This window comes from Marinisporobacter balticus, assembly GCF_004345705.1.
Lineage (GTDB): Bacteria > Bacillota > Clostridia > Peptostreptococcales > Thermotaleaceae > Marinisporobacter > Marinisporobacter balticus.
Map to the genome: position 1 here is coordinate 1 of NZ_SLWV01000035.1, position 15,475 is coordinate 15,475.

Annotated in this window: 11 protein-coding genes; all 11 read right to left on the minus strand. The window is 33.6% G+C overall.

What is annotated here, in order from left to right; translation table 11 throughout:
• Positions 1-124 precede the first annotated feature (124 nt).
• Positions 125-3,877, minus strand: coding sequence for a fibronectin type III domain-containing protein (locus tag EV214_RS16590; RefSeq protein ID WP_132247783.1), 3,753 nt, complete (start codon positions 3,875-3,877; stop codon positions 125-127).
• A gap of 414 nt (positions 3,878-4,291) precedes the next feature.
• Positions 4,292-4,807 carry a LexA family protein gene (locus EV214_RS16595; RefSeq protein ID WP_132247784.1) on the minus strand — a complete coding sequence of 172 codons (516 nt, stop codon included), beginning with the start codon at positions 4,805-4,807 and terminating at the stop codon, positions 4,292-4,294.
• A 141-nt stretch (positions 4,808-4,948) separates the two neighbouring features.
• Entirely contained in the window at positions 4,949-5,293 is a 345-nt protein-coding gene (locus EV214_RS16600; RefSeq protein WP_132247786.1) for a hypothetical protein, read from the minus strand.
• Complete coding sequence (locus EV214_RS16605; RefSeq protein WP_132247788.1) at positions 5,286-5,795, minus strand: DUF6036 family nucleotidyltransferase; 510 nt, start codon at positions 5,793-5,795, stop codon at positions 5,286-5,288. Before EV214_RS16605 ends, EV214_RS16600 begins: the two co-directional genes overlap by 8 nt.
• Before the next feature lie 242 nt (positions 5,796-6,037).
• Positions 6,038-7,177 carry a YibE/F family protein gene (locus tag EV214_RS16610; RefSeq protein WP_132247790.1) on the minus strand — a complete coding sequence of 380 codons (1,140 nt, stop codon included), beginning with the start codon at positions 7,175-7,177 and terminating at the stop codon, positions 6,038-6,040.
• A 94-nt stretch (positions 7,178-7,271) separates the two neighbouring features.
• Positions 7,272-8,750 (minus strand): alkaline phosphatase, encoded by a 1,479-nt coding sequence (locus EV214_RS16615; protein ID WP_243116704.1) that lies wholly within the window; start codon positions 8,748-8,750, stop codon positions 7,272-7,274.
• A 188-nt stretch (positions 8,751-8,938) separates the two neighbouring features.
• Positions 8,939-10,147, minus strand: a complete 1,209-nt coding sequence (locus tag EV214_RS16620) for an HD-GYP domain-containing protein (protein ID WP_132247792.1) — start codon at positions 10,145-10,147, stop codon at positions 8,939-8,941.
• 289 nt (positions 10,148-10,436) lie between these two features.
• Complete coding sequence (locus EV214_RS16625) at positions 10,437-11,006, minus strand: ANTAR domain-containing response regulator (RefSeq protein WP_132247794.1); 570 nt, start codon at positions 11,004-11,006, stop codon at positions 10,437-10,439.
• Between the two features lie 26 nt (positions 11,007-11,032).
• Positions 11,033-12,367, minus strand: coding sequence for a type I glutamate--ammonia ligase (glnA, locus tag EV214_RS16630; RefSeq protein ID WP_132247796.1), 1,335 nt, complete (start codon positions 12,365-12,367; stop codon positions 11,033-11,035).
• Positions 12,368-12,554: 187 nt separating this feature from the next.
• On the minus strand, positions 12,555-13,988 hold the full coding sequence (gene gatB, locus EV214_RS16635) for an Asp-tRNA(Asn)/Glu-tRNA(Gln) amidotransferase subunit GatB (RefSeq protein ID WP_132247798.1): 1,434 nt from the start codon (positions 13,986-13,988) through the stop codon (positions 12,555-12,557).
• Positions 13,988-15,466, minus strand: coding sequence for an Asp-tRNA(Asn)/Glu-tRNA(Gln) amidotransferase subunit GatA (gatA, locus tag EV214_RS16640; RefSeq protein ID WP_330571332.1), 1,479 nt, complete (start codon positions 15,464-15,466; stop codon positions 13,988-13,990). Before gatA ends, gatB begins: the two co-directional genes overlap by 1 nt.
• Positions 15,467-15,475: the final 9 nt, after the last annotated feature.

Genomic DNA, 15,475 nt, shown 5'->3' on the forward strand with positions numbered 1-15,475 from the left:
TTTTATCTTCCACCATTCTTGTTTTTTTCTATTATACATAAAAATACCCTACAGGGTAGACTTTTTTTAATGTCTACTCTATAGGGTACATTTTAGATGAACCCTATCTGGATTTTTTTATGTTTTAGTATGTGATGGTAGCGTTGGTATTTTCTAGTGTATTATCCCATCCTATATTAAGGGCATCAAACCAATTTTGTCCTGTTGGTGGGATATTACTATCTGCTCCATTGCTAGATGCAGCATCTATATAGCAATCTATGTCAGTTTTACCAGTCTCATTGGGATCGTCTACACGTAACCACCATCTAGCCGAATGGGGTGCTGTGGCATCATCCGCTGAAGGCCCCCCCCATTGGACCATAGTGTAATTATCTTCTTCCCATATTATATAATATGTGTTTGTTCTTCCATCTTCAACCTTAGTCATTTTATATGATTTTTTGCCGTTATATTCCTCATTCTCTAAGGAATAGGTTCCATTAGCGTCGTAGTAGCTCATAACATCTACATAACCATTTATGGTTAATATTGCTGGAACTGCTGTTGCGGTTGCTTTTGATGCCGCTGTATATGCGGTTATGTTTCCTGCTTCATCCTTTACTAATACGTTAAAATAATAGGTTGTGTTTTCAGTTAATCCAGTTACTGTAGCGCTTGTTATATTTGCTGTCCAATCCTTTGCTACTATTCCATTTGCACTGGTTTCTATCTCTGCTACGCTATTGATGTTATTCGTGGTTGCATAGACTACCTTGTAAGACAGATTCCCTTCGGCTGTTCGATCATCACTTCCTGCTGTCCAGCTTATATCCACACTACTTACGGTTTCATTGCTTGCTGTGATCGTTCCACCATTTCCTACTGTTGGTTCGGTTGTATCTGCGGATAATACTGTTGCTTTTGATGCTACTGTGTATACCGCTATGTTTCCTGCTTCATCTTTTACTAATACATTGAAATAATATGTTGTGTTTTCATTTAATCCAGTTACTGTAGCACTCGTTATATTCGCTGTCCAATTCTTTGCTACTGTTCCATTTCCACTGGTTTCTATATCTGCTACACTATTGATGTTATCAGTGGTTGCATAGACTACCTTGTAAGACAGATTCCCTTCGGCTGTTCGATTATCATTTCCTGCTGTCCAACTTACATCTACACTATTTACAGTTTCATTGCTTGCTGTGATTGTTCCACTATTTCCTACTGTTGGTGCGGTTGCATCTGCGGATAATACTGTTGCTTTTGATGCTACTGTGTATACAGCTATGTTTCCTGCTTCATCCTTTACTAATACATTGAAATAATATGTTGTATTTTCAGTTAATCCTGTTACTTGGAAGTTGTTTATATTCGCTGTCCAATCCTTTGCTACTGTTCCATTTGCACTGGTTTCTATATCTGCTACACTATTGATGTTATCAGTGGTTGCATAGACTACCTTGTAAGACAGATTCCCTTCGGCTGTTCGATCATCACTTCCTGCTGTCCAGCTTACATCTACACTATTTGCCGTTTCATTGCTTGCTGTGATCGTTCCACCATTTCCTACTGTTGGTTCGGTTGTATCTGCGGATAATAATGTTGCTTTTGATGCTGCTGTATATGCTGCTATGTTTCCTGCTTCATCCTTTACTAATACATTGAAATAATAGGTTGTGTTTTCATTTAATCCAGTTACTGTAGCGCTCGTTATATTCGCTGTCCAATCCTTTGCTACTATTCCATTTGCACTGGTTTCTATATCTGCTACGCTATTGATGCTATTCGTGGTTGAATATACCACCTTGTAGGATAGATTTCCTTCGGCTGTTCGATCATCACTTCCTGCTGTCCAACTTATATCTACACTATTTGCCGTTTCATTACTTGCTGTGATTGTTCCAGTATTTCCTACTATTGGTTCGGTTGTATCTGTTGAAATGCTTGTTGCTATTTCTATTTTTGTTGGTGCTGCTTGTATATTTCCTGCATGGTCGACGCACACGATATATGCATCATATGCTATACCTTCTCCTAACCCTGTTACTACTGATACAGCCTCTTCTTTTGCATTTAATAAAGTACTACCTTTTATCTGCGCATTGGTTCCATTACTATCTTGACCATTTTTCACTTGCTCAGCACTTGGTGCTGCCATACCGTGTGGCAATACTATATAATACCCTGTTCCACCTTCATGAATCTTTGTTTTTAATTTAAATCCATCTTTTGTTACATCTGTTACTTTTGGATATCCTGCTACATTCATGGGTGGTGTGGTATCTATTTCTGATACCGCTATTTTTTCTACACTACTTTGTTTATTGTTATATGTATCTACTGCTGTCAAAGATATATGATAAGTTTTTCCTGTTTCTATTCCACAACTATATACTGTTTCTGCTACATTCGCTTCCGCCTGATAGCTATTTCCAATCGCTATTAACGCATCTACTGTAAAGTTTCTATCTTCTTCATATACAGAATAGTACACTGTTGCTTTTTCATTTAGGTTTGTAAATATTTTCAATTCATTACTCTTGATCTCTGCATAGGGATATCCTGCTATCCACGTTGGCGCTGTTGTATCTTTATTACTACTACTATTATTTTTACTACTACTACTACCACCGCCACTATTTTCTTTCTCATCATCATTTTTAGCATCCATTTTGTCTTTTCCTATATTCGTATGCTCTACTTCATCATCTACTTTTACATAATCTGGTCTTTTTTCAATCACTACATTTTCACTTTTGATCTCTGCTCTATTAATCGTTCCTTCACCAGTAATTTCTGCTTGTTCCTTTGCTACTAAATTTTTTATTTGACTGCCCTTTTGTGTATCTAATTTTGTTTTTCCTTCTATAATTACTTTTTCTACCTTTACATCTTTATCTAGCTTTAATTCCGTTTTTGCTTTGGTTTTTATTTCTCCTACCGTTGTTTCTCCTGATATTTCTATTTTTGCTTCTGCTTTTGTTTTTATTTCTCCTATATTACTTTTTCCTGTAATTGCTACCTTTGGTTCATTTTTTATTTTTGTAATAATGATCTTTTCTACCTCTACATTTTCTAGTTGTATTGGTTTTTTCGTCGTTCCTCCCGACACATGCATTTGTCCTTTGATTTTGCTATTTCTGATGGTTATGCTTCCATTAACCCCAGGGGCTATGTATACATCCCCTTTGATTTCTTTATTTTCTATTATGATATTTGGATTGATGATTGTAACTTTTGTAACACCCTCAGGCATATTGTCTACGTCTTCTTGACTCGTTACAACATAGCCTAATATATTTTCTATGATCGTCAAAATTTCTGCTCTATTAATAATTCTCTTTGGTTTGAAGCTTCCATCTTTATAACCACCAATGTATCCATTTTCTGAAAATTTTTCTATCCGTTCTTCTGTTTTTTTATCTGTATCTTTTAAATCTGTAAATTCTTTTTTTTCATCTTTTGATGTTTGCTCTTGTGTATCTAATATGAGGCTCATCATATTTACTACATCTTCTCTACTAGCTAGTTCCTCTGGTCTAGCTTCTAAATCTTCTATATACCCATAGTATTCTGCTTTTGCTGTTTCCCCTGCATACCATTCTGACCCTAATACATCCTCAAAGTTTTGATTGGCTTCTTCTTTTAGTCCAAAATATTTGTTGACTAATGTAATCAATTCAGACCTTTTCATTTGCTGATCTGGTTTAAAGGTTCCGTCTGGATAACCACTTAACATGCCCATTTTATGATGCTTTTTGATCGTCTGCTCTGCCCAGTGATCTTTGATGTCGCTAAATTCTTGACTATTCATGTTTTCGTTGGCATAGCCTATAAATGTTGTTGGCATCATCAATGTAAGTATTAAAATAATGGCTAATAGTCTTTTCATTTTCTCTCCCCTTTCTAACTTATCAATAAAAATAGATTTGTTTTATGTTTTACTAATTTTATCATATTTTACCATTATTTAATCTAAAAAATTAAAAATATTTTCCTCTATGAGCATATCCACCGCAGGAAGATTTTTGGGAACAATCACTGGCATACATCCACCTCCATTTAAATATTCTCTACTAAATTTTCTTTAATGCTTGATCAAAGTCTTCAACATCCGTAATCTCTTAAAAATTGTACACGTGGCTTAACAATATATGCCGATTTCCTAAAATCATCTACATATTTAAGTCCATGATAACTTGGATCAGGTTCTACAAGTTCAGGATAATATCCAAATAGCCTGCAACACTACAGCCAGAACCACCCAATAAATAAATGGGCGGATATTCAAGAATATTTTTATTCCCTAATCATAGATCCCTTCATATCTCCCAATCACTTCTCCAACATAGCGTATTTCTTCTGCTTTAACGATCCGATCTTCATAATTTTTCTCACCATTTAAAGAAATCAACCGATAATGACCATTTTCATACACAATTTTTTTACAAGTAGTTCCCCACTCATACTGATCATCCATTAAATTAACAATGCCAATTATGCCACTCTTAAAATATGTTCCCGTTTTTACGAGTACAACGCTTTCGTCATTTACGCCTATATCCTTCATACTATTCCCTTTTATCTTTACAGCTATAATTCTTTTATCCTTGTCAAAACTCTCTGGTATAAAGATATTTTCTTCAAATCGTTCTTGGGTATTTATTGGATTTCCAGCCGCACTATAATTTAGCACAGGTACAATAAATCCTGGTTTTGATCGATCACATATATTTACACATACCGTAGGAATCATTGTATTCTTTGCAAATGGAAGTTCTATATTCTTTTTTTCTTCTTCATTGAGAATCACCTCTGACATAACTGCACCTTCCTTCAATCGTTCGTTACTCCGTGATTACAAAATTCTATATGTTTTTGTAATTTCCTTCAAATCTTGAGAAATAAAAAAGAAGATCATTGCTCTTTTATAGCGTTTTGATCTTCTTTTTTAACGACACTTTCAAGCCCAATAATGGGTTCCTAATAACAAATCAATCAATTTCACTTTCTCTTCTATTCGTTCCCTTGGTTCAACCTCTACCTCATCAAATCTCTTAACGTCAAATCCATATCCCCACAACTCCCAAACAAATTTTTTGATTGAAGGATACTGATGTTCATACTGAGAAATTTCAAATATAAAATTGGCAGTTTCCCTATATTTTACATTCTTGCGTTCTTTTAATTGATTGTACACATCTACATTTGTCAAAACTTCTATCTCACGCCCAATTTTATAACGATAATCCTTAGATTCATTAATCTGTAAGAAGTTTTTAAAGTTTTTGCAAAATTGTTTATACATAAAATCGCTCCTTAAACAAATGTACATTTTTAATAAAAACATTCTTTACTTTTTCGCCTATATCATTTCTCTTTTCCACAACCCCAATCAATTCTAAGATCAATTGTTTGTCCGCATCTTTTATAAGGATCTCCATATCCTCTATATCTTTTTCCGAATACCTACCTATTTTACTCAAAATAATATCCTCTTTTGACAATACGTAAATATTTTGAAATTCCTTGATTTTTATGGCCCTTTTTATGAAATCTAATGGAATCGTAGTAAGATAAATATCCAACATATCAAATCTATCTAAAATTTTAAACAACCTACCAATATTCGCTTGATAATCCATATCTAAAAAGTCAACATCTGTTGTAGCTCTATCCAAATAGCCTGCAACAATGCATCCAGAACCGCCCAATAAATAAATAGGCGGATATTCAATATTTTTCATATTTGCAAAGTCTTCCATATCTTGTAATATCTCAAATAGAATCTCTCTATTTTTATTTTCCATAAATTCAACCTCACTTTTACAAACGACTAACTCCTACTTATAAGATATCACAAAGGCTATTATTTATTCAATAATTTTACTAATTCTTGTTGTTTTATCTATAACAATTACAGCAAATCAATACAATGGTTTCATCACTGATCAATAATATCGCCAAATTCATTTTCAATCAAAGCAGTTTTGCCTTTTATGGACAATGACCCAGTATTTGGATTTAAACAATTATATCACTTTTAATATTTTTATATTTTCTTCACTTCAAACAGATTCCAGCCCTTACTAAAATCATGACTAAAAATAACTCCCGCAACCAATGCTGTAATAGGTGCAACTAAAACCAATCCAATGCTCCCTACAATCGTCCTCATAATCTCTGCTGCTACGATTTTTAAATTCATCATTCTAGCAAGACTAGTATTTTTGCTCATAAATAACATAAGTAGTGTTAGATAGCCTCCTGAATAAGCTAGTAAAAGGGTCGTCGTCATAGTTCCAATTACAGCTCTTCCTACGTTAAATCCAGATTGTATCAATCCTTTCCTATCTATATCCGGTTTTTTATTTTTAATTTCTTCCATAGATGCACAAACATCCATAGCAATATCCATAGCAGCCCCTGATGCACCCATAATAATAGCTGCATAAAAAATATGTTGCATATTCAAATCCATATGACCACTAAATAACAATGTCTCAGCAAAAGGACTAGTCATACCCAAAAGAGCTAATTTATCGCCAAAGAAAATTGTCAGTCCCATTGTCACAATAATCCCTGACATGGTTCCTACAAAAGCAGAAACGCCTTTTTTTGTAAAGCCCGCGATAGAAAAAATAATAATCGCGGATAAAAGGGTTAATGTAACCATGGATAAAATCAACGGGCTTTTCCCATTTAATAGTGATGGAATTAAAAACATCCATATAATACATACACTTGCCACAAAAGAAAAGAGTGCCTTAATCCCCGTAACCCCTGCATACAAAATAAGGCATATTACAAATAAAACAAACAAAATCATCTGCCACCCTTGTCTATAAAGATCGACCGTTATAGCTTGCTGGATATTGTCCTCTTCTTCTAATATTGCTACTACTATTTTATCTCCCTTTTTATAGTAATTATCATAATCTAGTTTTCCCATAAGATGATTTTTCGCTTCTAAGTTTTCTCCTTTATGTTTTCCTTCTGTTATTATGACTGTTACGGACTGATCTCCTATTTTAGAAATTCCAGCTTGTATCATCCCTGAATCATCTGTTTCTAAAACAACAGCACTTACTTCAAATGTATTTTCATTCTTTTCAGAATTCTCATAATTAAATGATCCTACTATAAAAATCATCAATCCAATCACAATCGAAATCATAATTCCTTTTTTCATATGCTTTCACCTCTACCAAAATATTTATAAAAAGGGGAAAATAGCCAGGAAAAACCTAGCTATTTTTAATAAAAACCATATCTTTTTTCACTTATTATTTTGTCAATGCAAATCTCATTAATTTAGCCATATCTTGTGCAATTTCAGTATTATCTTTGTATCCCGAGAAATTCTCTTGTCCTACCCCTACAGCAGACATAGGTATAGAAGTTGCTGTATGCGCATAAGTTGTCCATTGCATATTCGTTCTTTCTGAAAGAACATGAGTTGCTTCAATTGCAACGGGATCATATCCACCATATTCATTTCTATCTATTTCTTCTTTTTTGTCTACCCTATCCATCGCTTTTTCAATTTTAGCTTTTTCGTCAGTTGTTAAATTTTTCAAACCAAAGTTTTCAGCGATATACTTAAAATATGTGTCACGGTCTCCTGTATATTTTCCTTGAAGCACATCTTCAACAGAAATTTTTACATCCTTTAAGTTATTCATTTTCAAGAAATAATTTTTACCAAATCCAAGTCCCATACCACCTGTTTCATGATCTCCTACAACAACAATTAAAGTTTCCTTTGGATGTTCTTTATAAAATGTATAGGCTTTTTTAACCGCTTCATCAAAAGCTAATGTATCATTAATTGCCCCTTTTGCATCATTTGCATGACATGCATGGTCGATCCTTCCGCCTTCTACCATCATGAAGAAACCTTTGTCATATTCTGATAAAACATCTATACCCTTTTCTGTCATTTCTGCTAAACTAGGCACATCATTATTATGTACTCTGTCCACTTCATAAGGCATATGTGAATCATTAAAAGCAGCAAATACTTTTTGTTGTCCATTAACAGTCATATTTCTAAATGCATCTGTTGATGTTTTGCCCAAGAAAGTTTTATATCCAGATTTTTCAAACTCCTTAATCAAATTTCTATTATCTACTCTTTTGGATTTCATCAATGCTTCTCCATCTTTTAATCCATCTTTTGGAATAAAATATCTTGCACCACCACCTGCAAAGAAATCTACGCCACTCGTTACAAAGTCTTCTGCAATCTCATTTTCATTATCTCTACTTGCATTGTGAGATGCAAATACTGCTGGTGTTGCATGTGTTAATCTTGTAGTTGAAACAATTCCTGTTGCCATTCCCTTTTCTTCTGCAGCTTCTACAAGGGTTTTTACTTTTTTACCATTTGGAAGCTGTGCAATCATACCATTATTTGTTTTATATCCTGTAGCAAGTGCTGTTCCTGCTGCTGCTGAATCTGTTACTAAACTATCTTCTGAATAAGTTGTATTAATCCCTGCTACTGGTAAATTATTGATTACTAGCTTTGCGTCCTTATTATTTGTTGTTTCCTGCAAGTAATACTCTGCCATTTGTCTTTGAGATGCGCCCATCCCATCTCCTATGAAATAAAATACATATTTAGGTGCATCTTGAGAAACAGCCTCTACTACATTTCCATGCATCATACTTTTTTCTTGTAATCCAGTCATACCACTTGCTGTAAATAATGTAACCAACAATACTACAAAAACAATCTTTGAAAATACATTTTTCTTCACAATAAAAACCTCCTTAAGTTGTTTTCAAGTCATAGTATATTCCTATAATGTTATGCGTACTTAAAGAATATGTTAATTTTTAGTTAATATAAACTTCAATCATTGATTCCTCTTTAATTACAAAATCTTATGTATTTTTGTAACTTCATTCAAATTTGGCAAAATAAAAAACAGGCGCGAAATCACACCTATTTCTTTACTAATAAAACCAATTCATCATAGAACAATTCAACAAAATTCACAACATTTTCATCAATATACCCCATACTACTTTCTTTTTTCAAAATCCCTAAGCAAATATCTTTATTAAGACCTTTTCTATAAGGCCGATCTTCCGTCAACGCAACAAACATATCACTCACAGCCATAATTCTAGAACCAAGTGGAATCTCATCTCCTTTTAATCGAAAAGGATATCCAGAACCATCTAACTTTTCGTGATGAAAAGCACCCCAAGCTGCAATTTCTTCAAAGCCTGGAATATTTTGAATCAAACGATACGAATAAAAAGGATGCTTCTTAACAATTTCAAATTCCTCTTTACTTAGCTTAGATGTTTTATCCAAAATATAATTCGGTACCGCAATCTTACCAAGATCATGAAGATATCCTGCAACCTTAATCATAATTTTTTCATTTTCACTAAATCCAAATTTATCCGCCAAAAATTCTGCAACCAATGCTACGCCATTCGAATGATTATATGTATATGGACTCTTACTATCAATTATTTTGGAAAAAGCAAATGCAATATCTACAAGTTCTGTTGAGGTAATATGCACCTTGATTTTAGGTTTATAAAAATTAACTAACTCCCCAATTATTTTGGATTGCAAATCTAACCAAAACGCTTCTTGTTCTGAAACTTCCAAAAAAGCATCCACCACAACTGGATTAAATCTTGTTCCTCTTTCAATCGCAATTTTATGTATAATCTCCTTGTTTCGGCTTAGAATATATCCCTTATCTTTTTGTACTTCTATAGCTACCCGATCCGCCAAATAAATAATATTGCTATTTAATGCAATTTCATCTTTTTTTATATCTGATTCATTTACATCCTTCCAATGATCATGATGAAATAAAAGTATTTTTGCAATCTCAACCGTATGCTTACTCCCAAAGAAAATTTCATATCCTTTTCTACAATGTTCAAAAGGCTTATCATCCTCAAAAACTAACAAGTCTTTCGCTTCTTCTTTACTAATAACCCCTGCATCATGTACCAATGCACTCAGAAAAAGCAGATCCCGATTCTCCTCTTTCATATTCAGCTTCTTTGCTATTGAAAGACAAATCAGTGCAACGATCTTATGATGATTTGCCACACCACTCGCTGATAAATCAAGCGCTCTTGATAAACTATAAATAATTTCGCTCAAATTTGTATACATCATATATATTGCTCCTTATCTTCTGTCTTTTATCTTCTGTAAATACAACCCTATAAAATTTTGCGCCTTTATCATTTTTATTCTATCCATCTCATTCATTCAAATATTTCCATATCCTCATTATACTATAATGATCGTACGATTAGGCCATAAAAAATTTTTCCCCGAAAAATGGAGAAGATTTTCATCATATATATTTACACTTTCAAGCCCCATAATAGAAGAACCGACTATTTTTGCCTATGCTGGGCGCACACATAGAAAATGGTATAAGGAAAAGTCCTTATACCATTTATCTATATTTTTCTATTATTTTTTCAGCCATTTTATCTATGGATATACAAGTGTTCATGCTTTTTTTTCTTAACCATTTATAAGCTTCATTCTCTGAGAATTTCAAGTTTTCCATCAATAATCCTTTTGCTTTATCTACTTTCTTTCTATTTTCTAAAGTATTTTCAAGTTTTTCGATCTTATTGGATAGTGATTTTATTTTTTGCGCATTCATAATAGAAAACTCTACTGTACGATACAGCTGATCTGCATGCATTGGTTTCATAATATAAGCAAATACATTCATGTTTCTTAATTTTTGATAAAAAGTATCTGTCGGATTGCTTATTATGAAAATAACGGTAGATAGTTTATCCTCTTCTATAATCCGTGCTGCTTCATAGGCTTTCATTCCCCATAAATTCACATCCATTATCACAATATCTGGATATATGCTTCTGGAAATTCTTATAGCACCTGCACTATCTGTTGCATGATACGTTTTATATCCTCTTTGATTCAATAACTTACAAACTTGATTTCTATAAGTTTCACTACTTTCTGCAACCACAATCCTATAAAGTTCCATATCATCACTCCAGATTTAAAGAAATGCTAGAATTTTCTCAAATACCTATCTAATTCCCATTGTGAAACAAATTTCGAGTATTCATTCCACTCATATAAGGCAGCATCTCTAAATTTTTTATAAATATGTTTGCCTATTGCTTCTTTTATCACTTCATCTTTTGATAATTCTGAAATTGCTTCGTATAAGTTTGCAGGAAGACTCTCAATTCCTTTTTCCTTTTTTTCATCTTCATTCATATGATAAACATTGCTTAGTACGGGTGCTGGAGGCTCAATTTCATTTTTTATTCCATCTAACCCTGCCTTTAAAACGGCTGCTAATGCTAAATACGGATTTGCAGATGGATCTGGATTTCTAAGCTCAATTCTCGTAGAATTTCCTCTTTTAGCTGGTATTCTAACTAATGGACTTCTATTGCTTGCAGACCAAGCAATGAGCACGGGTGCTTCATATCCAGGAACCAATCTTTTATATGAATTAATGGTAGGGTTTGTTAAAGCCGCAAAGCTCTTCGCATGCTTTATTGTCCCTCCTAAATAATGATACGCTTCTTTCGATAGCTGCATCGGATCATTTTCATCATAGAAAGCATTTTTCCCATCTATTGTAGCAAGAGACATATTAATATGCATTCCAGAACCATTGATCCCAAATTTAGGCTTTGGCATAAATGTAGCATGTAGTCCATGTCTTTGCGCAATAATTCTAACCACCATCTTAAAAGTCATAATATTATCTGCTGTCGTTAAAGCATCTTCATATTTAAAGTCAATCTCATGCTGCCCTGGTGCTACCTCATGATGTGATGCTTCTATTTCAAATCCCATTTGTTTTAAAGTAATCGTCATATCTTTTCTTGCATTTCCACCTAAATCTACTGGTGCTAAATCAAAATATCCAGCATTATCATGTGTTTCTAAGGATGGTTCTCCTCTCTCATTTGTATGAAACATAAAAAATTCACATTCTGGACCCACATTCATGATATAGCCCATATCTTTTGCTTCTTTTAATACCTTTTTCAATGTATTTCTTGGACATCCTCCAAAAGGTGTTCCATCTGCTTTGTAAACATCACAAATCATTCTCGCTTCTCTTGTAGGACTGGTCCAAGGAAATACAACAAATGTAGATAAATCTGGTCTTAAATACATATCTGATTCTTCAATTCTAACAAAGCCATCGATAGATGATCCATCAAACATAATCTCATTATTTAAAGCTTTTTCCAATTGTTCAATCGTGATCGATATATTTTTCATAACCCCTAATATATCTGTAAATTGTAGATGAATAAACTCCAATTCCAATTCTTTTACCTTTTTTACGATTTCTTCTTTACTATACTTACTATTCATAACAACGCCTCCTCATACTTATCTTTTTTAAAATTCATAATAAAAAAGCGTCAACAAATCAAGGAATATATCTCCATAATTTGTTGGACGCCTTTGCCCTTTTAATCATTCAATTTATTAAAGACATTATACAACATTTCTTTTATTTATGCAACAACAAATTATCTATCCTATTCATAAATTCTATTTACATTTCTTTTAACTTATTTTCAAGAATCTCTTTTGCTAGCTTTGGATTTACCTTTCCGTTTGTTGCTTTCATCGTTTGTCCCATCAAAAACCCTACAGCCTGTGCTTTTCCGTTTTTGAAATCATCTACAGCTTGAGGATTCTTACCAATAATCTCTACAATTATTTTTTCAATCTGATCCATTCCACTAATCTGGCTTAAACCTTTTTGCTTAACAATCTCTTCAGGAGATTGGTCTGTAGTAATCAGTTCACTAAACACTTCCTTCCCTACTGTACGGCTTATTTTTCCTTGATCAATGATTTTAATTAAACCCGCAAGATATTGTGCTTTTATTGGCATTTCTTCATTTGATTCTTCTTTCAGTGCGCGTAAAACATCCACAATAATCCAGTTTGCAGCCTCCTTCGAATCAGCCCCAAAGGATATAACTGCTTCAAAGTAATCAGCCAATATCTTTTTCCCAATCAATATATCTATTTCCTTTTCACTAAGCTTATAAGACGTTACGAATCTTTCCTTCTTCTTTGAAGGCAACTCTGGAAGATTTTGTTTGATTTTCGCGATTGTATCTTGCGCAATGATCACAGGCATCAAATCAGGTTCAGGAAAATAGCGATAATCATGCGCATCTTCCTTAGAACGCATAGGAATGGTTCTTCCTTTGCTACTGTCCCATTTTCTTGTTTCCTGCTTTATTTTATGTCCTTCTCCAAAAGTATATAGTTCGACCTGTCTTTTCTCTTCTTTTTGGATCGCTTTTAGAATTTCTCTAAAAGAGTTCATATTTTTAATTTCTACTTTTGTATTCAACGCTTCCTGCCCTACTTCTCTTACCGAGATATTTGCATCACATCTTAATGAGCCTTGCTCCATTCTACAGTCTGAAACCTCTGCATATTCAAGTATCGCCTTTAAGTTCTTTAAAAATTCTACTGCTTCCTCAGCAGACCGCATATCTGGTTCTGAAACAATTTCGATTAACGGTACGCCGCATCTATTATAATCTACTAAAGTTACAGGTTCATCTTCAATGTGGATAAGCTTTCCAGCATCTTCTTCTAAATGAATTCTTGTAAGATTAATTCTTCTATTTTTTCCATCAACATGAATGTCTACATATCCATTTTCACAAATCGGCAAATCAAATTGTGAAATCTGATAAGCCTTCGGAAGATCTGGATAAAAATAATTTTTTCGATCAAATTTATTGATCCTATTCATATCACAATTCAGCGCATTTCCTGCTTTTATCGCAAGATTTACAACTTCTTCGTTAAGCACTGGCAATGTTCCTGGAAGTCCTGTACAGATTGGACAAGTATTTTCATTGGGTTTTGCACCAAATTCAGTGGAACAAGAGCAGAATATTTTCGATTTTGTATCTAACTCTACGTGTATTTCAAGTCCTATAACCGTCTCGTAAGCCATTATTCTACCCCCTTTAATTCTGGTATATCCTTATAAACACCTAAACTTTGTTCTAAATTGTATGCTGCTTGTAACAATTTCTTTTCAGCATAATGGTGTCCTATCAATTGAACGCCTATTGGTAATTTGGATTTACTAAATCCACAAGGTATTGAAATAGCTGGCAATCCAGCAATATTTATATTTACTGTATATATATCTGCTAAATACATTTGCAATGGATCTTCTGTTTTTTCACCAATGCCAAAAGGTAATATAGGTGATGTAGGACTAAGGATTATATCATATCTTTTGAAGGCTTCATTAAATACATTTTTTATTTTTTTTCTAAGTAACATTGCCTTTTTATAATATGCATCATAATATCCTGAAGAAAGTACATAAGTCCCAAGCATGATTCTCCTTTTTGCTTCTTTTCCAAAAGCTTCACTTCTTGAATTTACTATCAGTTCTTCGATTCCTTCAAATGTTTCTGCTCTATAACCATAGCGAACCCCATCATATCTTGCAAGATTCGAACTTGCTTCAGCAGAAGATACAATATAGTAAGCAGAAAGACCCGACTCTGTAATCGGTAGTGAAAATTCTTCGACAGTCGCACCCATTTCTTTCAATTTTTTTATACTTCCTTTGATCGATTCATCAATTTCAGGATCTAATCCCTCTTGAAAAAACTCCTTTGGTACTCCTATTTTTAAACCTTCTATTCCTGCATCTAAATCTGTTAAATAATCCTTTGTTGCTGTATCATTAACACTTGTTGCATCTAATGGATCATTTCCTTGAAGCACCTCTAGACTCAAAGCACAATCACGTACATCTTTAGTAAATGGTCCAATCTGATCAAGAGATGATGCAAAAGCAATAAGTCCATATCTTGAAACCAAGCCATAGGTAGGTTTTAATCCTACATTCCCACAAAATGCAGCGGGCTGTCTGATAGATCCTCCCGTATCTGAACCGATTGTCAGTGGTGCAAATCCAGCTGTTAGCGCTGCTGCTGACCCTCCCGATGAGCCCCCTGGAACCTTTCCTAAATCCCAAGGATTTTTTGTGATTTTAAATGCTGAGTTTTCAGTAGATGAACCCATCGCAAATTCATCCATATTTGTTTTTCCAATAATGATTGCCCCAGCATCCTTTAATTTTTTTACGACAGTAGCATCATAAGGCGCTATAAAATCTTCCAATACTTTTGAAGCACAGCTTGTTTTTATTCCCTTTGTACAAATATTGTCTTTGATCGCTACTGGAATTCCTCCTAGTTGCCCTATTTCTTCACCATTTTCAATCTTATCATCTAGTATTGCAGCTTCTTTTAAAGCCATTTCTTCGCAAAGCGTTATAAATGCATTTATTTTCGGGTCTAATCTTTTGATTCTATCGATATAAGCACTTACGATTTCTATTACTGTAAACTTTTTGTCTATATAGCCTTTTTTTATTTCTGCTATCGTTAGTTTTTCTATATTTATCATGCCTTCACT

What these genes read in the sequence shown, in the direction of transcription:
- gatB (WP_132247798.1), bottom strand. Translation starts at nt 13,988, where the DNA reads ATGGCTTACGAGACGGTTATAGGACTTGAAATACACGTAGAGTTAGAT.
- EV214_RS16595 (WP_132247784.1), bottom strand. Translation starts at nt 4,807, where the DNA reads ATGTCAGAGGTGATTCTCAATGAAGAAGAAAAAAAGAATATAGAACTT.
- EV214_RS16600 (WP_132247786.1), bottom strand. Translation starts at nt 5,293, where the DNA reads ATGTATAAACAATTTTGCAAAAACTTTAAAAACTTCTTACAGATTAAT.
- gatA (WP_330571332.1), bottom strand. Translation starts at nt 15,466, where the DNA reads ATGATAAATATAGAAAAACTAACGATAGCAGAAATAAAAAAAGGCTAT.
- EV214_RS16605 (WP_132247788.1), bottom strand. Translation starts at nt 5,795, where the DNA reads ATGGAAAATAAAAATAGAGAGATTCTATTTGAGATATTACAAGATATG.
- EV214_RS16590 (WP_132247783.1), bottom strand. Translation starts at nt 3,877, where the DNA reads ATGAAAAGACTATTAGCCATTATTTTAATACTTACATTGATGATGCCA.
- EV214_RS16620 (WP_132247792.1), bottom strand. Translation starts at nt 10,147, where the DNA reads ATGATGTATACAAATTTGAGCGAAATTATTTATAGTTTATCAAGAGCG.
- EV214_RS16610 (WP_132247790.1), bottom strand. Translation starts at nt 7,177, where the DNA reads ATGAAAAAAGGAATTATGATTTCGATTGTGATTGGATTGATGATTTTT.
- EV214_RS16625 (WP_132247794.1), bottom strand. Translation starts at nt 11,006, where the DNA reads ATGGAACTTTATAGGATTGTGGTTGCAGAAAGTAGTGAAACTTATAGA.
- glnA (WP_132247796.1), bottom strand. Translation starts at nt 12,367, where the DNA reads ATGAATAGTAAGTATAGTAAAGAAGAAATCGTAAAAAAGGTAAAAGAA.